General features: G+C 68.4%; 16 protein-coding genes and 2 pseudogenes. 7 read left to right on the plus strand and 11 right to left on the minus strand.

Annotation, left to right across the window (positions count from 1 at the left end; translation table 11 throughout):
• Nucleotide 1 precedes the first annotated feature (1 nt).
• Both ACZ6ZP_RS19000 and ACZ6ZP_RS19005 read right to left on the minus strand, forming a co-directional pair.
• Nucleotides 2–352: an effector-associated constant component EACC1 gene (locus tag ACZ6ZP_RS19000; protein WP_469407588.1), complete on the minus strand. Its 351-nt coding sequence runs from the start codon at nucleotides 350–352 to the stop codon at nucleotides 2–4.
• A gap of 175 nt (nucleotides 353–527) precedes the next feature.
• Nucleotides 528–1706 (minus strand): acyl-CoA dehydrogenase family protein, encoded by a 1179-nt coding sequence (locus ACZ6ZP_RS19005; protein ID WP_469407590.1) that lies wholly within the window; start codon nucleotides 1704–1706, stop codon nucleotides 528–530.
• 249 nt (nucleotides 1707–1955) lie between these two features.
• On the opposite strand from ACZ6ZP_RS19005, the gene ACZ6ZP_RS19010 reads away from it, so the two are divergent.
• Nucleotides 1956–2525 carry a hypothetical protein gene (locus tag ACZ6ZP_RS19010; RefSeq protein WP_469407592.1) on the plus strand — a complete coding sequence of 190 codons (570 nt, stop codon included), beginning with the start codon at nucleotides 1956–1958 and terminating at the stop codon, nucleotides 2523–2525.
• 35 nt (nucleotides 2526–2560) lie between these two features.
• Here the strand turns inward: ACZ6ZP_RS19010 and ACZ6ZP_RS19015 are convergent, their stop codons facing one another.
• The 7 genes and pseudogenes from ACZ6ZP_RS19015 to ACZ6ZP_RS19045 all read right to left on the minus strand — a co-directional run.
• Nucleotides 2561–2830: a DUF1905 domain-containing protein gene (locus ACZ6ZP_RS19015; RefSeq protein WP_351167913.1), complete on the minus strand. Its 270-nt coding sequence runs from the start codon at nucleotides 2828–2830 to the stop codon at nucleotides 2561–2563.
• A 1115-nt stretch (nucleotides 2831–3945) separates the two neighbouring features.
• Nucleotides 3946–4290, minus strand: coding sequence for a hypothetical protein (locus tag ACZ6ZP_RS19020; RefSeq protein WP_399976614.1), 345 nt, complete (start codon nucleotides 4288–4290; stop codon nucleotides 3946–3948).
• A gap of 37 nt (nucleotides 4291–4327) precedes the next feature.
• Nucleotides 4328–4571 (minus strand): annotated as a pseudogene (locus ACZ6ZP_RS19025) (IS5/IS1182 family transposase); the annotation flags it as partial.
• A gap of 100 nt (nucleotides 4572–4671) precedes the next feature.
• Nucleotides 4672–5034: an NIPSNAP family protein gene (locus ACZ6ZP_RS19030; RefSeq protein ID WP_351174067.1), complete on the minus strand. Its 363-nt coding sequence runs from the start codon at nucleotides 5032–5034 to the stop codon at nucleotides 4672–4674.
• A gap of 86 nt (nucleotides 5035–5120) precedes the next feature.
• A complete protein-coding gene (locus ACZ6ZP_RS19035) occupies nucleotides 5121–5570 on the minus strand; it encodes a MerR family transcriptional regulator (protein ID WP_399976618.1) in 450 nt (149 codons plus the stop codon).
• Nucleotides 5571–5652: 82 nt separating this feature from the next.
• Entirely contained in the window at nucleotides 5653–6018 is a 366-nt protein-coding gene (locus ACZ6ZP_RS19040; RefSeq protein WP_366465262.1) for a MerR family transcriptional regulator, read from the minus strand.
• Nucleotides 6019–6763: 745 nt separating this feature from the next.
• Nucleotides 6764–7882, minus strand: a pseudogene (locus ACZ6ZP_RS19045) (pectate lyase family protein); the annotation flags it as partial.
• A gap of 753 nt (nucleotides 7883–8635) precedes the next feature.
• Here ACZ6ZP_RS19045 and ACZ6ZP_RS19050 point away from each other — a divergent pair.
• The 3 genes from ACZ6ZP_RS19050 to xdhC are packed head-to-tail and all read left to right on the plus strand — an operon-like array spanning nucleotide 8636 to nucleotide 13399.
• Nucleotides 8636–10150: a xanthine dehydrogenase small subunit gene (locus ACZ6ZP_RS19050; RefSeq protein WP_469407594.1), complete on the plus strand. Its 1515-nt coding sequence runs from the start codon at nucleotides 8636–8638 to the stop codon at nucleotides 10148–10150.
• Nucleotides 10147–12588 carry a xanthine dehydrogenase molybdopterin binding subunit gene (gene xdhB, locus ACZ6ZP_RS19055; RefSeq protein ID WP_399976622.1) on the plus strand — a complete coding sequence of 814 codons (2442 nt, stop codon included), beginning with the start codon at nucleotides 10147–10149 and terminating at the stop codon, nucleotides 12586–12588. The genes ACZ6ZP_RS19050 and xdhB overlap by 4 nt, the downstream gene beginning before the upstream one ends.
• Nucleotide 12589: 1 nt before the next feature.
• A complete protein-coding gene (gene xdhC / locus ACZ6ZP_RS19060; protein ID WP_361470378.1) occupies nucleotides 12590–13399 on the plus strand; it encodes a xanthine dehydrogenase accessory protein XdhC in 810 nt (269 codons plus the stop codon).
• A gap of 162 nt (nucleotides 13400–13561) precedes the next feature.
• Here xdhC and ACZ6ZP_RS19065 read toward each other — a convergent pair whose 3' ends face one another.
• On the minus strand, nucleotides 13562–14005 hold the full coding sequence (locus ACZ6ZP_RS19065; protein WP_469407595.1) for a hypothetical protein: 444 nt from the start codon (nucleotides 14003–14005) through the stop codon (nucleotides 13562–13564).
• A 371-nt stretch (nucleotides 14006–14376) separates the two neighbouring features.
• A complete protein-coding gene (locus ACZ6ZP_RS19070) occupies nucleotides 14377–15864 on the minus strand; it encodes an aminotransferase class I/II-fold pyridoxal phosphate-dependent enzyme (RefSeq protein WP_469407597.1) in 1488 nt (495 codons plus the stop codon).
• Between the two features lie 325 nt (nucleotides 15865–16189).
• Between ACZ6ZP_RS19070 and ACZ6ZP_RS19075 the strand changes: the two genes are divergently transcribed.
• The 3 genes from ACZ6ZP_RS19075 to ACZ6ZP_RS19085 all read left to right on the plus strand — a co-directional run bounded on the left by ACZ6ZP_RS19075 (nucleotide 16190) and on the right by ACZ6ZP_RS19085 (nucleotide 19981).
• Complete coding sequence (locus ACZ6ZP_RS19075) at nucleotides 16190–17155, plus strand: ROK family protein (protein WP_469407599.1); 966 nt, start codon at nucleotides 16190–16192, stop codon at nucleotides 17153–17155.
• Between the two features lie 372 nt (nucleotides 17156–17527).
• The gene (locus ACZ6ZP_RS19080) at nucleotides 17528–18871 is read left to right on the plus strand and encodes a cellulase family glycosylhydrolase (protein WP_469407601.1); all 1344 of its coding nucleotides are present in this window, start codon (nucleotides 17528–17530) and stop codon (nucleotides 18869–18871) included.
• Nucleotides 18872–18961: 90 nt separating this feature from the next.
• Nucleotides 18962–19981 (plus strand): LacI family DNA-binding transcriptional regulator, encoded by a 1020-nt coding sequence (locus tag ACZ6ZP_RS19085; protein ID WP_351174041.1) that lies wholly within the window; start codon nucleotides 18962–18964, stop codon nucleotides 19979–19981.
• The last annotated feature ends 31 nt before the right edge of the window (nucleotides 19982–20012 follow it).

The raw sequence follows: 20012 nt of genomic DNA on the forward strand, positions 1-20012 counted from the left end.
CCTACTGCCGGGCGAGCAGTTGCTCCACCACGCGCTGCGCCTCCTGTGGCGAAGCCCCGGTGATGGTCACTTTGGTGCCGTCCTCGTGCTCGACCGTGACAGTCGGCTGTTGGGGCCGGGTGGCCCGCCACGATGCGATGGACAGCCCCAGCGCGGCGGCATTGAAGCCGCTGCCCAGTGCCAAGGACACGATGTCGAACACTGCGCCCTGCTGCCCGGGCACGGGCTGCGACGAGGACGTCAGGTCCATCTGCGCGGTGCTGCGGACCGTCCGGTCCAGGAGAAGCCAGTCATGGAGAGACCGAGCGTCTTCCTCGCCCGTGCCGCCGACGATCTGCAAGGAGATCTTCAAGTGCCCACCCCCGCAATTGAATTGGACAGAGCCGCCAGCATAGAGGGCACACGCACCCGGACCATGCGATACGTGGAGCGGGCGAGCGATCCCGGCGGCGACAGGGGCCGGACCCCTTCTGGGGGTCGGCCCGGGTGATTTCGGGCCCCCTGCTCGCCGGCCTCGGATGGTCAGGTCAGGCCAGGTCGAGGAAGCTCCAATGGGCGTCCGGCTGGGCGCCGCTCAGCCACCTGCCGCAGTTCTGGAGCACGACGGGGCTCGACGTTATGTGCTGCGCGCCCGTCCCCAGGTCGCGCAAGAAGCGGTCGACCGGGCCGCGGCGGATCGCCGCGGAGCCGGCCCAGCGGTGTACGGTGCGGCCCACCTCGTAGACGGTCGAGGTCGTGTGGTTCAGGACGAGACGGATCAGGGTGTCCTGCTCCGTGCTGGGCAACGCGCCTTGGTCCAGGGTCTGTTCGACGTCCTGCCAGACGTCGTTCACCCAGGCCCGCGCCGCCCGAAGCCTGGCTTCCGCCGTCGCGTACTCCGCGTGGAAGTGAGAGGTGTCGACCGCGGCGCCCCGCGAACCGGTGCGCGCCGCGGCGACCCGCTTCAGCTCGTCCAGGAGCCGCCGGCCGACGCCGAGGGCCCAGCCCGTATGCCCGATCGCGGACATGTTGACCAGGCCGAGGCGGTACACGGCCCCGCCGCTGACCGGGGTGTGCGTGGTCGCGGCGTAGGTGTACTCATGCGGGACGTACACATCGGTGCAGTGGTAGTCGACGCTGTGTGTCGCGCGCAGTCCCAGCACCTCCCAGTTGCCGTCCAGGGTCACCTGCGGCTTCGGCATCGCAAGGACCCGCAGCTCACCGGTGCCCTCGACCTGGATCGCGCTGTGGATGTGGGTGGCGTGCGCCATCCCGGAGGCGAACTGCCACTGGCCGGTGACCCGGTAGCCGCCCTCCACGGGCACGGCCAGCCCGGGGCGCGTGCCGTGCCCGGAGAGCAACGCGTACTTCCCGTTGGTCACGTCCGGGAACAGCTCGGCCGCCGCATCCCCGGCGAGGTACGCCGCGGTGGTCCCGGTCATCAGCTGCAGCGCGAGCATGGTCCACCCGGCCGAGGCGTCGTGGTAGCTCGCCCGCTGCACCGTCTCGATCAGCTGCCGCGGCGCGAACTCGTATCCGCCCAGGCTCAGCGGAAGCTCGGCCCGTACGATCCCCGTGTCCAGCAGCGCCCGCGCCGTGTCCTGCGGCAGTCTCCCCAACTCCTCGGCGGCATCGGCCCGTTCATCGAGCATCCCGCCGAGCGCGTCGATCCGCTCCAGCACCCCTGCCAGTTCCGCACTGACATGCAGCCGACCCTTGACCCCCATGGAATCCCTCTCCCTGTGACCTGTTTCCCGATCGTCTCACGCACGCCCGGCGGTCGGCCCGAAGGCTCCAACCAGCGCCAACCATCCGGTAGTTGAGGCGGCGCGTGGAGCGCGTTGACGACCAGATCGCAGCCGAACTGAGCCGGGCCTGACGCCGGAGACGGATCCCGAGGCACCCCCGTGGGGTGACTGGTAAGCGGGGAGTAGGGTGCGGCGACTGATCGATCACGGGGGTAGAGGATGCGGGGAATGCGTCGCTGGGCATGGGCCGGTGCGCTGACGGTGGTGCTGGCGCTGCTCGGCGGCTACGGCTGGTATCGCCTGAGCGACACCGGGAAACGCTGGCGTTACGAAGACAGGCTCGAGTCGTACTGCGGCGGCGTGCTGCCGTACGAGGAGACCGTGGCCTTCACGGGCCTGTCGTCCGACCCGGCCACGGGACTGCCCCACGACGTTCGAGAGGGCACGCCCCAACAGGGGTACGACTTCTGCTGGGTCGAAAGCATGGACATCGTCGTCACCGCCGCACGCATCCCCAACAGCGCCTCCATCGACCTGAAGTTCTACCTCCCGCGGCTGCGCGCAGAGGCACTTCCCACACCGATCGGCGGGGGCTGGCGGGGCGTCACCGACGGCGTGAACACCGCGGTCGTTCTTCCGTGCACCAACCAGGACAGGGCGATCACTGCCACCGCGCAGCTCACTACGGAAGAGCCCGACAAGAGCGTGAGCCGCAGGGTGGCCCGGGCCGGCCTTGTGAGGTGTGCTTGTTGGGCCGTAGAAGTAGATCCTCCACCACCCCCCTTGGGTAGCGGGTGAGGGCGCGGCTGTCGTAGGTGCTGCTGTTTGCGGAGTCAGGCATCCACTCGCTTCTCCAGGCGGATGGTCACGGTGTCTCCTTCCCCTTTGCCGATCGCCTTGCGTACGTCCGCCTTCACGGGCAACTTGTGCGTGCCGTCCCCCAGAGCCATGAACGAGCTCTGGAAGGGATGGCCGTCGATCGTGCCCCGGACTTTCACGAGGCCGCGGGTGCCGAAGAACTCGGCTGATTCGGGCCATACGACGTAGGTCCAGCCGCCTTTGTTCGGGCTCTTCCGCAGGGTCGCGGTGAACTGTTTGTCCATCATGGAGACCGCCTGTTCAGGAGTTTTCGGTGCCGAATGGGTTGTTAGCGTCCGGGGCCCGCCACTAGGTCAGACGGAGCCAGGCGGGAAAACTCATCGCTGCGCTGGCCACGAACTGGCGCCATCGCGCCGCCGCTGACCACCGCACCGCCGCCGACCACCGCGTCGTCACACCACTTGGACACGACAGAGGCCTCCGCCCACGCTTCCCGTTCTGTTCGAGGTCGACTACCTCACTGTCGAACATGCGGAAATCTATGTTGGCTGGAGTAGACATTGGGCGGTGGTGTGGTTATGGTTTCTCTCGTAGCCCAGAGAGACAGCAGGGCCCGGCAGAGATGAACTGCCGGGCAGCAGGACCCGCAAGTGCAGTACGCAGGACGGTGCGGTGGTGGAGTTCCGGAGCCAGAGCGGTTGCAGGACGGTGACGGGACTGACCGCCGGACCGGGTGGCCCGCAGTGATCAGGGGCCGCCGTGAGCAGGACCGCAGTACGAGCAAGTGCAGTTCGCGGTATCCAGCAGTGCAGGTAAGTGAGCAGCACCTCGGTGAAGGCGTCGGCTGCGGACGCGCGCACCGGGAAGTTCGGCAGTGGGGTTCTAAGCCAGAGCAGATGCAGGAGAGGCGACGGGGCTGGCTGCCGAAGGGTGACGCTCCATCAGGTCACCAGTGGTTCGCATCACCCAGCAGTATGCGGTTCCCCGTAGGTGAGTAAGTGTTCAAGAGGGAAGAACGGAGGAGCCGAGCGCCATCAGGATCGCCCGGGCGGACGTGTTGAGCCCGGGTACCGCAGGACATCGATAGTGAGGTGGTCTCCGGTCAAGCAACCGCGATCCCCGCAATCCCGACAACTCCCAGGTCGGGTCGGCGGACACAGAAGGCCGGCGCAGTAGCAGGGCCGGCAGATGGTGTAGCAGTTCCTTCGGGGCCCGGGTGCCACACGGCACCCGGGCCCCTCCACGCGTTGTACCAAGAAGTGCGAACCAGCGCCTGGCCTGCTGTTGCTCCATGAGCGCGCACCCGCCGTCCCATCCGACAGTCCGCTTCCCCAGGCCGCGGCGCACGTGGGCAACACGATGATCTCAGCGCGACAGGAACGGCACGAGCGCGCTCGCGTCACCAAATCAGGATGCCGACCAGGGCATGCACGACGGCTGCAACGGTGCTGCCGACGATCTGGCGCAGGTTGCGTTGTCCCAGTCCGATTGCTGCGTCCATGGCCTGGGAGAGGGCTGCACCGAACAGGCACAGGCCGGGTACGACTCCCGTGGCGAGAAACGGAATGACGGCGGCGAGCAGGCAGAGTGGGACGGCTTTGGCCGCGTACATCTGTGCGTAGAAGCGAACACCGACGCTTTCGGCGCCCTTCGTGACGAGCGCCGAAGGACGGAGTGCGGCGAGTATCGCGGAGAAGACGCCACCCGCGGCGAGAATCGCGTTCAAGGCGAAGAGGATGATCACGGTCCAAGTGTGCAGTTCGATTCAAGGAGGCTCGCCGTCAGCGGCTTGACCTGGACATTTGAAGGATGAGGACTGCTCGGGCAAGGGCAGGCGGTGACTCGGGCCGTGGAGCAGCGAAGCTTTCGGAGGAGCTGCCAGGACTTGAGGATGGCCATGGCCTGCTCGACGAGTGCGCGGACCTTTCGTGCGGGACCGGACCACCGCTCTTCGGCCAGTGGAAAGGGTCTCCCATCGTCCCCAGTACGCCCCGTGCGGACCGTGCCGCCGGCGTCTCGAGAGCCGGCGAATCTTGCGAAAGCTCCGCTGCGGCACCAGCCACAGGACCAACGTGGTGAAGCGTCCTCATCCGTCACCACGCGTCAGCGTGAGGTTGTAGAAGGCTCACTGCTGGGGCGCGCCTGCCTGAAAGCCTCTCGCGGTGGTCGGGGTCCTCGCGAAGGCGAGTGATCGGAGAAACCGCGTCTGTTCGTGCTCCACTGTGGCGTCCAGCTCACCCATGGCTTCCAGGGCGCGGGGATCGCCGAGCGTCATGGCTTGAAGTGCGCGTTCCAAGTGGCCCTGGTCCTCGATCTCCCACAGATTGAACGCCTCGTACAGCGGTCCGACCTGCGTCACCGTGCCTGCGACGAGCGTGATGCCCTGGGATTCGAAGAGTTCGCGGATTGTCGCCATGGCGGCCTCGTAGCGCGCCAGGTTCGCGAAACCGTACTTGAGCTGGAGCTGCGCCAGCATGTAGCTGCTCATTCGGCCGTCTTCCCTGTATGGGCCCTTTTCTTCTCTCCGGGGCCTATGCCTGGAAGGTAGACGTTCACACTGGTGTGAAGGGCAAGTCAGCTGTCGCCGGTCACGGCGTTCAGCACGGCTTCCAGGCCGGTCAGCTTGGCGTGCAGTTCTTCCGCCTCAAGGGAGAGTTCGGCGTGCCGCGTGCGCAGCAGTGCCTCGATACGGGGTGCGGAGTCGGGGAGTTTCCACTCCTGGACCACTGTGCGGATCAGGTCGCTCGGCAGGCCCGCGCCGTACAAGCGCTGGATGAAACCGACGCAGTCGGCGTCCCTGGCCTGGTACCGGCGATGCCCTGCGGCGTTGCGTGCGGGGAACAGGAGGCCTTGCTCCTCGTAATACCGCAGCGACCGCGTGCTCACTTGGCACCGGCGAGCGAGTTCACTGATGGACAGCGACTCGGAGCTGTGTACGTGACTGTCCTCCACTGCCGGGGGCACGGCCCTCGGAGATGCCGCAGCGGCGTCACGCGATGGATTGGCCGAGGAATAAGAACGCATAGTGGATATCAGGTCCTGGTCGGCGATGCGGACTGGTGCCGTCGGACATGCCGGATGGGCCGGCCGCTCGGCGGGTGCGGGCTCAATCCTCTGTGAGACGTGCTTCAGACAGGTAGGTCTGGATGGCGTCGCGGTTCCGGGTGAGTGTGTCGATCCGACTCTGGATGTTGGCGAGCTCGTGGGCCAGGCTGGCGGCGAGCTCCGAGTCCACCGTCGCCCGCAGCGACGCGCCCGACCCGGTGAAGCAGCATCCGATGCCTTTGATGGCCTCGGTGCCGAGACCGGACCGGAGCAGGTCGCGAACCCGCTCCGCGCATGCGACAGATCCCTCGGAGTAGTCCCGGTAACCGTTGGGGAGACGGCGGGGGTGAAGCAGGCCCTGCTGCTCGTAATAGCGCAGCGAGCGGCTGCTGATCCCTGTGTGCTGAGACAGCTCACTGATCTTCAAGCTGCGCCCTGCTCTCCATCGACTTGACCTTGACATCAATGTATAGGTCTAACGTCCCGGCCGTGAATCACGTCGCAAAGACCACGTCCTCCCGCCGGTCCGGGACGGTCGGCCCCGCGGAGCGCAGGGGCCGCGCCGTCGGCCGTGGTGTTCGCCGGCAACACCGCCGCGCTGGCACTGGTATTCGTAGCACTGGCCGCGACGGGCGAGTTCACGACCGTGAGCCTCATCCCGATCGTCAGATGGGGGCTGCTCTTCGCGGGTCTGCCCACCCTCCTGCAGTCCGCCGCGCTCACGGCCGCACCGCGGGCCCAAACCACCGTGTCCGCGTCGTGGTTCCTCATCGCCGGCGCCCACCGGCATGCCTTCCCACGACGTCCCGTCACCTGCGCTGCCGCCCGAGCGGAACAGAACAGCGGCGACAGCACGGCCCTCGACGCAGGCGACGCGTCTCTCAGCGCCCGCCCACCCGCTGACGCTGACCAAGTGGGTGCCACGAGCCCGTCATGCCCGGAGCAGTCAGCCATGGGCAGGTGTGACTGAGCATGCCCAACCAGGCTGTGTGGGCGATGCAGTTGACCAGATCCAGGTGCCGCCATGCCGCTGATCACGCTGGCGCACCGGGAAACCCCAAGATCCCATACCGGTGTTGCGAACCGCGGGGTGGACAGCTGGCGTGGCGTTGCCGTCCTGACGGTGCGGCGGTCTCCCGCTGGCCGTGCCGTCAGGACGGCTGCTGTGTTCAGCAGGTGCCGTCGGACACCTTGAGGCCTGTGCCGGCTCCCGCGGTTCTGTTCACGATGCTGGGCACGCAGGCGGCGCTGTCCAGGGAGTGGGAGTAGGGGATGCTCACCGTGGTGTTGGACGTCGGGTTGGGGCCTGCCGGGCGGTATTCGTCGTCGGCGGGGGACCAGGTCACCGTGTCGAAGGTGTTGCCGCTGACCTGCCAGTAGCCGGCCGCGTCGGTGTAGAAGGTGCCCAGGACGTCCTTGGAGTTCTTGAAGTAGTTGTTGTCCACCTTGGCCTTGGCTCCGGCACGGGAGTTGATGCCGGACTCGTTCAGGCCGGTGTAGTAGTTGTTGTAGATGTGGGCCGTGCCGCCGCGAAGCAGAGGCGTGCGCGAGTCGATGTTCTCGTACTTGTTGTGGTCGTAGGTGATGTAGCTGTTGGAGACGTCACTCTCGCTGGATCCGACGAGGCCGCCGCGTCCGGAGTTGCGCAGGATGCTGTACGACAGCGTCACGTACCGCGTGTTGTTCTTCATGTCGAAGAGCCCGTCGTAGCCCTGCGACTCCCCGCCCGAGGCCTGCAGGGTCGTGTGGTCGACCCAGACGTTGCGGACGTCGCTCTCCATGCCGATGGCGTCGCCGCCGTTGGAGGTGGGGGAGCCGGACTTCTTGACGTTCTTGACGGTCACGTTCCGGATGATGATGTTGCTGGACTCCCGTATGTGGATGCCCAGTTGGTCGAAGACGGCGCCGCTGCCGACGCCGATGAGCGTGACGTTGCTGATCTGCTTGAGCTCGATCACGCCGGCGGCGGTGTTGCAGCTGTCGCCCGACACCTTCGCGGTGTTGGCGTGGTTGATCGTCCCCTCCACCTCGATGGTGATCGGGGTGTCGTCGGCGGCGCGGTTGCACAGGGCGGTATGGATCGCGGTGCCCGTCGTGGCCCGCACCGTCTGCCCGCCCGCGCCGCCGGTGGTTCCGCCGTTCTGTGTCGCGTAGCCGGTGGCGCTGCCGGCCGCGGCCGCGGCCGCGGGTTGCGCCGACGCCGTCGGCAGCGTCAGCGCCGCACCACTGGCGGCCGTGACGGCCAGCACGGCCAGCGTGACGTGCAGTCTTCGTGAACGTGCTCGGCTCATGGTCGGCTCCCTGGTGTTCATCGTTGAATGCCGGGTGTTGTCGTCCCGCGTGCCGTAGTCGTCGCGGGAGCCCGGGAGGTTGCCGCCTGTCGCCGTGGTCTTCGACGTCGCGCTGTCGGACGGCCAGACCCTCAGTACGGCTGTGCGGGGTGGAGTCGGTGGGGCTGCGCCTTCGCTCCCGGACCTGGCGTCTCTGCGGCCGACAAACAGCGACTCGTACGACCTCTCGCCGAGGGACTTGGGCCCCGAGCGGGCCGCCCACCCGGTCGAGCCCAAGGCCCCCGCTGCTCCGAGAGGGGCCGGTGCTCGGCGGTGTTCCTGCCGGTCCGTCGACGTGGGCCAGGAGCTGTCTCGCAAGCAGCTACAGAGGTCGGCCTCTTGACCCCGGTGGCCGCAGCCACTAGTTTGCGGTGGCTGTCGATCTGTCACTACCGAAAGGGGGCGACCAGCGGATGAACACCAGCTCTGATCTTGGTCGCCTCGCCCAGCGCACGGTCTGGGTCCCGGGTCGGATCGCGCACGGCGCCTGAGTACGCCGTTCTGATGTGCCCGGATGTGCTCGTCCGGTGCGCATTCGTGGCCGCCCGTCCGCGGCACCTTGCGGGTCTCCCCGCCACCACCACTTTCCTGCACGTCACTGCTGCGTGCCGTCGTGCGCCGTTTCATTTACACGGCGCGTGTGAACACAGAAAGCTGCCTGAAATTGGCGAACATGATGAATCGACCGATGGCGCACCGAATCGATGGCCTGTCATGACGGCGCCGCGGATCACGGTCAATGGGGAAGAAGCACCGATCTCACCGGCCGCGTGCCACACCACCGTGCTGGATTTCCTGCGTGAGCGGGGTCTCACCGGTACCAAGGAGGGGTGTGCCGAGGGTGAATGCGGCGCCTGTTCGGTGCTGGTGGCCCGGCCCGGGGTGACCAAGGCGACCGACTGGGTCGCGGTCAACGCCTGCTTGGTGCCGGCCGCGGCTCTCGACGGCCAGGAGATCATTACCTCCGAGGGTCTGGCCTCCGTCGACGAATCCGGCAGGCCGCGCGTACTGCACCCGGTGCAGGAGGAGATGGCGGTCCGCGGTGGCTCCCAGTGCGGCTACTGCACACCGGGATTCATCTGCAGCATGGCTGCCGAGTACTACCGCCCGGACCGCTGCGTCCACGCGGACGCGGGCGACAGCGCGGACAGCGCGGACTCGGGCGGTGGCTCAGGCGCAGGCGCGGCTGAAGGCACCGACGCCGAGCACGGTCCGAACGGCTTCGACCTGCACGCGCTGAGCGGAAACCTGTGCCGCTGCACCGGCTATCGCCCGATTCGCGATGCCGCGTTCGCCGTCGGTACGCCCACCGACCAGGACCCGCTGGCGCAACGCCGCGAGCAGTCCGCGCCGGCGCCGGTCGCCACCGAGCACAGGCAGGACGGCAGGGTGTTCCTGCGCAGGAACACCCTGGCCGAAACGCTGCGGCTGCTGCGCGAGCGGCCCGACGCGGTGGTGGTGGCCGGGTCCACGGACTGGGGCGTCGAGGTCAACATCCGCTCCCGGCGGGCGGATTGCGTGGTCGCCATCGACCGGCTGCCCGAACTGCGGGAGCTGCGCGTCGAATCCGACCACATCGAGATCGGGGCGGCACTGACGCTCACCGAGATCGAACGCCGCCTCGACGGTGAAGTCCCGCTCCTGGCCCAGCTGTTCCCGCAGTTCGCGTCGCGCCTCATCCGCAACGGCGCGACCCTCGGCGGCAACCTGGGCACTGGCTCACCCATCGGTGACAGTCCGCCGGTGCTGCTCGCCCTCGAAGCAGCGGTGGTGCTCGCCGACGCCGACGGTGAGCGCGAGGTCCCGCTGGCGGACTACTTCACCGGCTACCGGCAGAGCGTGCGCCGTCCCGGCGAGCTGATCCGTGCGGTGCGCGTTCCGCTGCCGCTGTCCCCGGTCGCCGCCTTCCACAAGATCGCCAAGCGGCGCTTCGACGACATCTCCAGCGTGGCGGTCGCGTTGGCGCTCGACATCGAGGACGGCGTCGTACGCAAGGCACGCATCGGCCTGGGCGGCGTGGCCGCCACCCCGATCCGCTCCCTGGCCACCGAGGCGGCCCTTGAGGGCAGGCCGTGGACGGCGGAGACTGTCGAGAATGCGGCCTTGGTGCTGCGGGCCGAGGGCACGCCGATGAACGATCACCGCGCCAGCGCCGGCTATCGCTCCGCGATGCTCGGCCAGAGCCTGCTGAAGCTGCACGCACAGACCACCGAGGCGGTGTCGTCATGAGTCATTTGTCCGAGCGTCCCGAAAAGCCGGTCGTCGGCGTCTCCATGCCGCACGAGAGCGCCGTCCTGCACGTCACCGGCGCCGCGCTGTACACCGACGACCTGGTCCAGCGCACCAAGGACGTGCTGCACGCGTACCCGGTCCAGGTCATGAAGGCCCATGGCAGGATCACCGCGCTGCGCACCGAGCCCGCACTCAGTGTGCCCGGCGTGGTCCGCGTGCTCACCGGTGCTGATGTGCCCGGCGTCAACGACGCCGGGATGAAGCACGACGAACCGCTGTTCCCCGACGAGGTCATGTTCCACGGCCATGCGGTCGCCTGGGTGCTCGGCGAGACCCTCGAGGCGGCCCGGCTCGGAGCGGCGGCCGTCGAGGTGGACCTCGACGAACTGCCCTCCGTGGTCACCCTGCAGGACGCCATGGCGGCCGACAGTTTCCACGGTGCCCGGCCCCTGATGCTGACCGGCGACGTCGACGCGGGCTTCGCCGATGCGGCGCATGTGTTCACCGGTGACTTCCAGTTCTCCGACCAGGAGCACTTCTACCTGGAGACGCACGCGGCGCTGGCCCACATCGACGAGGCCGAGCAGGTGTTCGTCCAGAGCAGCACCCAGCACCCCTCGGAGACCCAGGAGATCGTCGCGCACGTCCTGGGTCTGCACAGCCACGAGGTGACCGTGCAATGCCTGCGGATGGGCGGCGGCTTCGGCGGCAAGGAGATGCAGCCGCACGGGTTCGCGGCCATTGCCGCGCTCGGCGCCAAGCTGACCGGTCGGCCGGTCCGGCTGCGGCTCAACCGCACGCAGGACCTGACGATGTCCGGCAAGCGGCACGGGTTCCACGCCGCATGGAAGATCGGCTTCGACGCCGACGGCCGGATCCGGGCCCTGGAGGCCACCCTGACCGCGGACGGCGGCTGGAGCCTGGACCTCTCCGAGCCGGTGGTGGCCCGCGCCCTGTGCCACATCGACAACACGTACTGGATCCCCAACGCCCGCATCGCCGGCCGCATCGCCAAGACCAACAAGGTCTCCAACACTGCCTTCCGCGGTTTCGGCGGACCGCAGGGGATGCTGGTGATCGAGGACATCATGGGGCGGTGCGCGCCCCTGCTGGGCCTGGATCCGATGGACCTGCGGGAGCGCAACTTCTACCAGCAGGGTCAGTCCACACCGTACGGACAGCAGGTCCTCCAGCACGAACGGATCTCCGCCGTCTGGCACAAGACCCTGGACAACGGCGGCGTCGCCGACCGCAAGCGTGAGATCGCCGCCTTCAACGCCGCGCATGCCCACACCAAGCGGGCCCTGGCGGTCACCGGCGTCAAGTTCGGCATCTCGTTCAACCTCACCGCCTTCAACCAGGGCGGCGCGCTGGTGCTGATCTACAAGGACGGCTCGGTCCTGATCAACCATGGCGGCACCGAGATGGGCCAGGGCCTGCACACCAAGATGCTCCAGGTGGCCGCGACCACACTGGGCATCCCCTTGCACAAGGTGCGCCTTGCCCCGACGCGTACGGACAAGGTGCCCAACACCTCTGCCACCGCCGCCAGCGCCGGGGCGGATCTCAACGGCGCGGCGGTGAAGAACGCCTGCGAGCAGTTGCGCGACCGGCTGCTGCAGGTGGCCGCCACCCAGCTGGGGTCCGGCGCCTCGGACGTACGCATCGTCGAGGGCATCGCGCGCACGCTGGGCAGCGACCGGGAACTGGCCTGGGACGACCTGGTGCGGACCGCGTACTTTCAGCGGGTGCAGTTGTCGGCGGCCGGTTTCTACCGGACCGAGGGACTGCACTGGGACGCGAAGACTTTCAGGGGCTCGCCGTTCAAGTACTTCTCGCATGGCGCGGCGGCAGCCGAGGTGGAGGTGGACGGCTTCACCGGCGCGTACCGCATCCGACGGGTGGACATCGTGCACGACGTCGGCGACAGCCTGTCCCCGATGATCGACATCGGTCAGGTCGAGGGCGGTTTCGTGCAGGGCGCGGGCTGGCTGACCCTCGAGGACATGCGCTGGGACGCCACGGAGGGGCCGAACCGCGGCCGGCTCCTCACCCAGGCGGCGAGCACCTACAAGCTGCCGAGTTTCTCGGAGATGCCCCAGGAGTTCAACGTCATGCTCCTGGAGAACGCCACTGAGGAGGGCGCGGTCTACGGGTCCAAGGCGGTGGGGGAGCCCCCGCTGATGCTGGCGTTCTCGGTGCGCGAGGCGCTGCGGCAGGCCGCCGCCGCGTTCGGCCCGAGCGGGGTCAGCGTCGAGCTGGCCTCGCCGGCGACGCCGGAAGCGGTGTACTGGGCGATCCAGTCGGCGCGCCAGGGTGATGTCCCGGGGAACGGGGTCGTCGGTGACGACTCTGCCAGCCACGGTCTTGCGGCCGACGGCAAGATCCAAAGCGGCAGGATGCAAAGCGAAATGAAAACGCTGAGTGGTGCCTGACATGACGTGGGTCGCCGCGGTCGCACGGTTGCGGGCACGCCGGGAGCCCGGCGTGCTCGCAACGGTCGCGGCCGTGCGGGGGCATGCCCCGCGCGAGGCCGGTGCGAAACTCGTCGTGGGGCAGAGCCAGACGTGGGGCTCGATCGGTGGCGGCAATGTGGAGGCCGTGGCGATCGACCGGGCCCGGGAGATGATCGCCGTGTCCAAGCCGGAGCCGGAGCTGATCGATTTCGCGCTGAACGACAAGGTGACCAACCAGCACGGCGTGCAGTGCTGCGGAGGCACGGTCTCGGTGCTGCTCGAACCGCTGCCGGTGGTACGGGCGGTGGCGATTTTCGGCGTCGGGCACGTCGGGCTGGAACTCGCGCGCATCCTGGCACGTCAGGACCTCGACCTGCATCTGATCGACACCCGCTCCGACATCCTCGCCGAGGAGCGGCTCGGCGTGCTGGCGGACGCGGTGGGGCAGGTGCATGTGCACCACAAACTGCTGCTGCCCGAGGAGGTGCTGGCGGAACTGCCGCGCGGCACCCACGTCCTGATCATGACCCATGATCACGCCGAGGACGCAGCGCTGTGCGACGCCGCCCTGCGCACCCCCCATCTCGGATCCATCGGCCTGATCGGGTCGGCGGCCAAGTGGGTACGGTTCCGCAACCGCCTCGCCACCGAGGGAGGCCACGACGAGGCGACCATCGACCGCATCAAGACCCCCATCGGCCTTGCGGACATCACCGGCAAGGAACCCGCGACCATCGCCGTGAGCGTCGCCGCCGATCTGCTGCGCACATTCGAGACCGAGGGGAACTGACTCTCTCCCCGACGGGACAGACAGGGGCCCCGCACTGGTGCGCATGCGCGCGTGCGGGGCCCCTGTCGACGCCTCACCGTCGGCCCCCCGGGACGACGGTTCCCTGATCAAGGTGTGCTTACCTGTACGTTCCGTGGGAGAGGGCCCCGCCAACAGGAACCGTCACACCGACCAGAACTGCAGCAGGAATCGCTCCACCCCCTCGGGCACGCCCTGCTCAGCGAGGGCCGTGACCTCTTCCTGCCCCACCACATGAGCGCGCAGCCGCCATCGCCTGTTCGCGATGCCGAGGTCGATCTCGTTCTCGTCCGGCCCGCCAGCCGTATGGAACTGAAGCTGCCCCGTCACGGAGTCCAGCTCCGCCTCCCCGGTCGCCTCCCAGGAGGTGGTGCGATCCGGCTCCGGCGGTGAGTCCCAGACCTCGATAGTGAACACCGCTGTGTGGGTATGGCCTCCCGACTTGATGTCCACTCGCCCGTGCTGCGCCGAGACCAGCCCGTCCGCGCCATCGGGCCAGTCGTCGATCACGCCCTCGTCGGCTTCCTGCAACCAGAGCAAGAACCGCTCGACCAGGACCGGGAACTGCTCACGATGTACCAACGGCATTCCGTACTCCGCTCGTTCAGCTCACTCCCCACAAGGCTGCCTGGCTCATGATCGAAGAAGAGAGGAGCTACGGCGCGAGACCGAGCGGATCCAACCCGCTCAGGCTCGGCCGCCGGAACCCGAGCTCGACGTGTCAGCTGGGACCAGCACGTCCTTCGACGTGGGCAGAACCCGCATGTCCAGGGCATTCCCACAGCCAACCACGACACCGACGACCACCTGATCATGACCGGCACGAAATTCCGCCTAGGCCCTGTCCGGCGGGTCTTGAGGTCCTTGGAGCGTCTGCCGCTGGTGGACCATGAGATCGGCAGAGCCCCCTCGCAGTGGACCGGGGCCCGCCTCGTCGGCCGCTCCCCGCACTGGGCGCGTCAGCGGCCGCCGTTCCCCCAGGGAGCCAGAAGGTCAGCGAACCTCTGTATTGACGCGATGACGTGGGTGGTGTCGACGGCGGTGTAGCACAGCCGGAAGTAGCCCGGCTCGGCGCACGACAGGAGTTGCCCCGGGAGCAGCTGTACCTGTGCGTACGTGGCGATGTACCAGCGCAGCCACTCCTCCTCGCTGGAGATGTTCGGGAAGAGGATCGGCAGGGCGACCGTCCCGTGCTTCTCGGCCTCCGCGCTCATCTCGGCGAACGGCTGCGGTACGCGGTCCAGTTGCGGGAAGTGCGGACCGATCTCCGGCGGGATCACGGCCGTGCCCGCCGGCGGCAGATAGGCGCGCAGGTCGAGCCAGAAGAACTGTGCCGCGTTCTGCCCTTCGCGGTAGCGGTAGGGGATTCCGCCGTCATCGAGGGCACGGCGCGTTTCCTGGAACGCGGTCGTCAGCCAGTCCCGGTACTGCTTCATCAGCTCGAGCGGATAGCTCTTGCCGTCGATGGTGGTCTCCAGCATCTTCCCGATGACGAAGTGCTTGAGCGAGTCGAACGGGCTGAACCAGGAGAGGGAGTTCTGCTTGTCCTTGATGCCCTGCATGGCCTGATGGACCACCGGCGATTTGGAGATCACGACTCCGGCCTTGAGGCCCGACATCCCGAAGTCCTTGGCGAATGAATAGACGACGTGGATCCGGTTCTGCGCCTCCGGGCTGTGCTGGTAGGCGTCCAGTGCCAGGGCGCTGACGAACTCCGGCTGGGCCCAGGCGAGTTGGGAGTGTGCGTATATCTCGTCGGAGATGATGTGCATGCCCGTCTCGTTGAGCACCCACCGGTAGATGCTCTCCAGCAGGTCCTTGTCGTAGTTGTCGCCCAGCGGGTTGTTGGGGTTGGTGAGGACGAGCAGCTTCGGCGGCTCCGGCTGGGTCCGGTAGGCGTGTTGCAGATCTGCCAGGGTGAGCTCGAAGTTCTCCTTGCCTCTCTCCCGGAGATGAACGGGAACGGTGACCAGTTCGGGCCGTTGCTCGAAAGACCAGTTGAAGCCCTGCCAGTAGGGGGCGGGCAGCAGCACCCGGTCACCGCTCCGCAGGATCCCGCCGTCCTTGAGCGCGAATGCCAGGCACTCCAGAGCGGCAGACGCACCCGATGTGCCGAAGATGTCCTCGCTCTTCAGGTCCGGCGCGAGCATCGGACGGAGCATGTCCGCGATGCGGTGGCGGAGGTCCTGGCTGCCGTACGACGGGGCGTACTTGACGTCTTTCTGCTCAAGGACGCCCAGCCTGTCGTAGACATTGTCCCGCAGCGATGGATAGACCAGCACGTTCTCCGCCGTGGCGAGGTTGGTCACATCGGCGTAGAGCTCCTGGTGGACGGCAAGCCGCTGCTCCGGGTCGGCGGCCCCGGCGAGCAGCGCCGTGATCTCCTCCGGGCTCCGGCTCTCGGAGCCCTGCTGCGGTGTCGTGGTGCCGTTCGCGTTCCTGGTCATCGTGGATTCCTCACTCGACAGGTGCGCTTTCCTGGCAAGCCCCCATCTTTCGGGAGGGGAACGGAGGACGAACAGGACGCGAACCGGCCACGTGGCGCGGCGGCGGTCGTGGGTGCAGCCAGAGCCGGATCGCCGCGACGGTGACCGTCCCGTGGATTCCTCATAGCAGATGTGACCCCAGGCCTCGGCCACGCCCACCTGCCGGCAACCGGCAGTCGGCGGCCTGGTGCTCACCGGAAGTGAATCGGTTAAGTATCCTCGTGGCAACGTTGTCACTTGTGCTTGGGGGTGCGTGCCGTTCTGGCCGCGCCGGATGGGGAGGGTCATGTACGCGGCTTTGGACATCGGGGGCACGAAGATCGCCGGAGCCCTGGTCGATGCGGACGGACGGGTGACGCGGCGCGTCCAACGGCCCACCCCGGCGCAAGAGTCGGCGGGCGTGATGATGGGAGCGGTCGGCGCCGTGCTGGACGCGCTGGCCCAGGACCCGGCGTGGGGCGTCATCCGTGGCTTCGGTGTCGCCAGCGCGGGTCCGGTGGACACCGCGGAGGGCACCGTCAGTCCGGTCAACATCCCGGCCTGGCGAGGCTTTCCGTTGGTGAGTGCGGTGCGGGCGCATCCTTTGCTGTTCGCGGGGCTCGAGCCCGTGCTGATCGGGGACGCGGTGGCGATGACGGCCGCGGAGCACTGGAAGGGTGCTGCGCGGGGCATCGACAACGCGTTGTGCATGGTGGTCTCCACCGGCGTCGGTGGGGGCCTCGTCCTCAACGGCCGCCTGCATCCGGGCCGTTCGGGCAATGCCGGGCACATCGGTCACATCAGCGTCGACCTCGACGGGAGCGTCTGTCCGTGCGGGGCCAGAGGCTGTGTGGAAGGACTGGCCAGTGGGACCTCGATCGCCCGGCAGGCGCTGGCCGCGGGGTGGACGCCGCCCGAGGGTGAGGCCGCGACGGCTGCGGCGGTCGCCGCCTCCGCCAGACAGGGCGACGCCCGCGCCCTGGCCGCGTTCGACCGGGCCGCACAGGCGTTGGCGGCGGGTATCGCCGCGACGGCCTCCCTCGTCGAGATCGACGTAGCAGTCATCGGCGGCGGCGTGGCGCAGGCCGGCCCCCTCTTGTTCGCGCCCTTGCGGCGCCACCTCGACGCCTACGCCACGCTGGACTTCGTGCGGGGTCTTGAGGTCCGCCCCGCGGCACTGGAGCAGGACGCCGGGCTGGTCGGCGCGGCGGCGGCTGCCCGTGCGCTGTCGCGCCGCACGCCGGCCGCCGGTACCGGCCTGGTGCCTGGGTGACGGGAACGGGGGACTGGCTCCTTTCATAAAGACTTAACCGGTTCCGTTCAGAGCGTTGTGCTCCGGCCGCACGGCCCCTAGTGTCGTGGCCGTCGCCGGGCGGAACCACGAGCACCGGCCCGCTGTCCTCTGCTTGTCGCAGGCCGGCGGGCGTGCCGACGGACCCCTCGCGGTCCCGCTCGGACACCGCTGCCCCGGGTGCGCCGCACCGCCCGGGCAGCGGTTCGCCAGGCGCCGAACCAGGCGTCCTGGTCAACCGCGCCCGCGGTGCAGCGGGTGCGGCCCGCACCGCCCCTGATGACACGTCGTGCCGTGGGCCGCCGATTCGGGCTGCCCGAGATCAGGGCACACCCATCGAACCAGGAGCCGCAGATGAGACGCATACGAGCCGCCGTCGCGACGGGAACCCTCCTCGCCGCCTGCTCCGCACCCCTGGCCACCGCCCCGTCCGCGCAGGCGGCCGACGCACCCGGCTTCCACATCCAGGACGGCCGACTGCTGGACGCCAACAACAAGGACTTCGTGATGCGCGGCGTCAACCACGCGCACACCTGGTACCCGGACAAGACCGACCAGGCGCTGAAGGACATCAAGGCCAAGGGTGCCAACACCGTGCGCGTGGTGCTGGGCACCGGGGACCAGTGGAGCAAGAACGACACCGCGGATGTCACCAGAGTCGTCTCCCAGTGCAAGGCGAACCGGCTGATCTGCGTCCTGGAAGCCCACGACACCACCGGCTACGGCGAAGCCGGCGCCGCCGTGCCGCTGTCCAAGGCCGTCGACTACTGGCTCAGCGTTAGGGACGCGCTCGTCGGTCAGGAGAAGTACGTCCTGGTCAACATCGGCAACGAGCCGCACGGCAACACCAACTACACCGCCTGGACGAACGACACCAAGAGCGCCATCGGCCGGCTTCGGTCCGCGGGCCTGGAGCACACTCTCATGGTCGACGCCCCCAACTGGGGCCAGGACTGGTCCTTCACCATGCGCGACAACGCCGCCGCCGTACTCGCCGCGGACCCCGACCGCAACACTCTCTTCGACGTCCACATGTACGGCGTCTACGACACCCCCGCCGAGGTCAGCGACTACCTCAACCGGTTCACCGCCGCCAAACTGCCCATTGTCGTGGGCGAGTTCGGCGACATGCACTCCGACGGCAATCCGGACGAGGACGCCATCATGGCCACCGCCCAGTCGAAGGGCATCGGTTACCTGGGCTGGTCCTGGAGCGGCAACGGCAGCGGCGTCGAGTACCTCGACCTGGTCCAGAACTTCGACGCGAGCCGGCTGACCGACTGGGGCAAGAGGCTGTTCGAGGGGGCCAACGGCATCAAGTCCACGGCCAAGGAGGCCAGCGTCTTCGGCGGCTCCGACGGGGGCACCGACCCGGGCGAGGGTGCCTGCGCCGTCACCTACCGCCTGAGTGACTGGGGCAGTTCATTCAACGCCGACGTCACCATCCGCAACACGTCCGACAAGAGGATCGACGGCTGGAAGCTCGGTTTCGCCTTCCCCGGCCAGCAGAAGATCAACTCGGTGTGGAACGCCAAGGCTGTCCAGAGCGGCGCCGGTGTCCACATCACCCCCGAGCCCTGGACGAACTCGATCCCCGCCGGAGGCACCGTGAGCTTCGGTCTCAACGGATCCTCCACCGGCGCGAACACCGCGCCGACCTCCTTCACTCTCGACAGCCGGACCTGCACCGTCATCTGAGCCCTGGTTCAATGACCGGATGAGCGTCCTTCAGCGGCCGACCGGTAGGGTCGGCCGCTGAAGCGCGGAACCGGTACAGCAGGAGGGCGCATGAAACGGCCGACGATCGCGGACATCGCGCGCCAGGCGGGGGTCTCCAAGGTCGCGGTCTCCTACGCGCTCAACGACCAGCCGGGTGTCTCCGCGCAGACCAGGGCGCGGGTCAAGGCCATCGCGCAGGAGGTCGGCTGGCGGCCCAGCAGCGCCGCTCGCGCGCTGAACGGCGCGCAGGCCCGAGCCGTGGGCCTGGCAGTGTGCCGGCCCGCACGCACCCTCGGCGTCGAGCCGTTCTTCATGGAACTCATCGGCGGTATCGAGTCCGAGCTCGCTCCGCGCTCCATCGCGCTCATGCTGCAGACCGTCACCAGTCACGACGACGAGATAGAGCTCTACCGGCGGTGGTGGGGCGAAGGCCGGGTGGACGGTGCGCTCCTGGTGGACCTGCACGACGACGACACCCGCGTCCCCGCACTCGTGGCCTTGGACATGCCCGTGGTGGCTCTCGGTCCGCCGCACGCGGCCGGGGCCGTCCCCGCCGTCTGGTCCGACGACGGAGCCAGCATCCGGGAAACGGTCGCCTATCTGGCGGCTCTGGGGCACCGCAGCGTGGCGCGGGTGGCGGGGCTCGCCCACCTGGCGCACACCACCGTGCGCGACGCCGCTTTCGAGGCGAGCTGCCGCGAGGCGGGCCTGCCCGAGCCCGCCGTGGTGCACACCGACTATTCCGGTGAGCTCGGCGCACAGGCCACCCGTAGGCTGCTCATCGCCCCGGACCGTCCCACCGCGATCGTCTATGACAACGACATCATGGCCGTCGCGGGTCTGTCGGTCGCCCAGGAGCTGAACCTGGAGGTTCCCCGCGACCTGTCCCTGGTGGCGTGGGACGACTCGCCCTTCAGCCAGGCCGTGCGGCCTCAACTCACCGCCCTGACCCGGGACATCTACGAGTACGGCGCCTGTGCCGCGCGGACCTTGCTGGCCGCCATCGGCAAGGAGCCTGTCGAGCATCTCCAGTTGGCCGCCGCCCGCTTGGTGCCCCGGGCGAGCACCAGCTCACCTCGCCCCCGCTGAGGTGAGCCGGTGGCTCAAGGGCCGACACGGG

The sequence above is a fragment of the Streptomyces sp. NPDC054047 genome (genome assembly GCF_055585065.1).

Excerpts from the sequence above, each read along its gene's own strand:
- ACZ6ZP_RS19005 (WP_469407590.1), bottom strand. The coding sequence starts at position 1,706 with ATGGGGGTCAAGGGTCGGCTGCATGTCAGTGCGGAACTGGCAGGGGTG.
- ACZ6ZP_RS19010 (WP_469407592.1), top strand. The coding sequence starts at position 1,956 with ATGCGTCGCTGGGCATGGGCCGGTGCGCTGACGGTGGTGCTGGCGCTG.
- ACZ6ZP_RS19015 (WP_351167913.1), bottom strand. The coding sequence starts at position 2,830 with ATGGACAAACAGTTCACCGCGACCCTGCGGAAGAGCCCGAACAAAGGC.
- ACZ6ZP_RS19030 (WP_351174067.1), bottom strand. The coding sequence starts at position 5,034 with ATGAGCAGCTACATGCTGGCGCAGCTCCAGCTCAAGTACGGTTTCGCG.
- ACZ6ZP_RS19035 (WP_399976618.1), bottom strand. The coding sequence starts at position 5,570 with ATGCGTTCTTATTCCTCGGCCAATCCATCGCGTGACGCCGCTGCGGCA.
- ACZ6ZP_RS19050 (WP_469407594.1), top strand. The coding sequence starts at position 8,636 with ATGACGGCGCCGCGGATCACGGTCAATGGGGAAGAAGCACCGATCTCA.
- xdhB (WP_399976622.1), top strand. The coding sequence starts at position 10,147 with ATGAGTCATTTGTCCGAGCGTCCCGAAAAGCCGGTCGTCGGCGTCTCC.
- xdhC (WP_361470378.1), top strand. The coding sequence starts at position 12,590 with ATGACGTGGGTCGCCGCGGTCGCACGGTTGCGGGCACGCCGGGAGCCC.
- ACZ6ZP_RS19065 (WP_469407595.1), bottom strand. The coding sequence starts at position 14,005 with ATGCCGTTGGTACATCGTGAGCAGTTCCCGGTCCTGGTCGAGCGGTTC.
- ACZ6ZP_RS19070 (WP_469407597.1), bottom strand. The coding sequence starts at position 15,864 with ATGACCAGGAACGCGAACGGCACCACGACACCGCAGCAGGGCTCCGAG.
- ACZ6ZP_RS19075 (WP_469407599.1), top strand. The coding sequence starts at position 16,190 with ATGTACGCGGCTTTGGACATCGGGGGCACGAAGATCGCCGGAGCCCTG.
- ACZ6ZP_RS19080 (WP_469407601.1), top strand. The coding sequence starts at position 17,528 with ATGAGACGCATACGAGCCGCCGTCGCGACGGGAACCCTCCTCGCCGCC.
- ACZ6ZP_RS19085 (WP_351174041.1), top strand. The coding sequence starts at position 18,962 with ATGAAACGGCCGACGATCGCGGACATCGCGCGCCAGGCGGGGGTCTCC.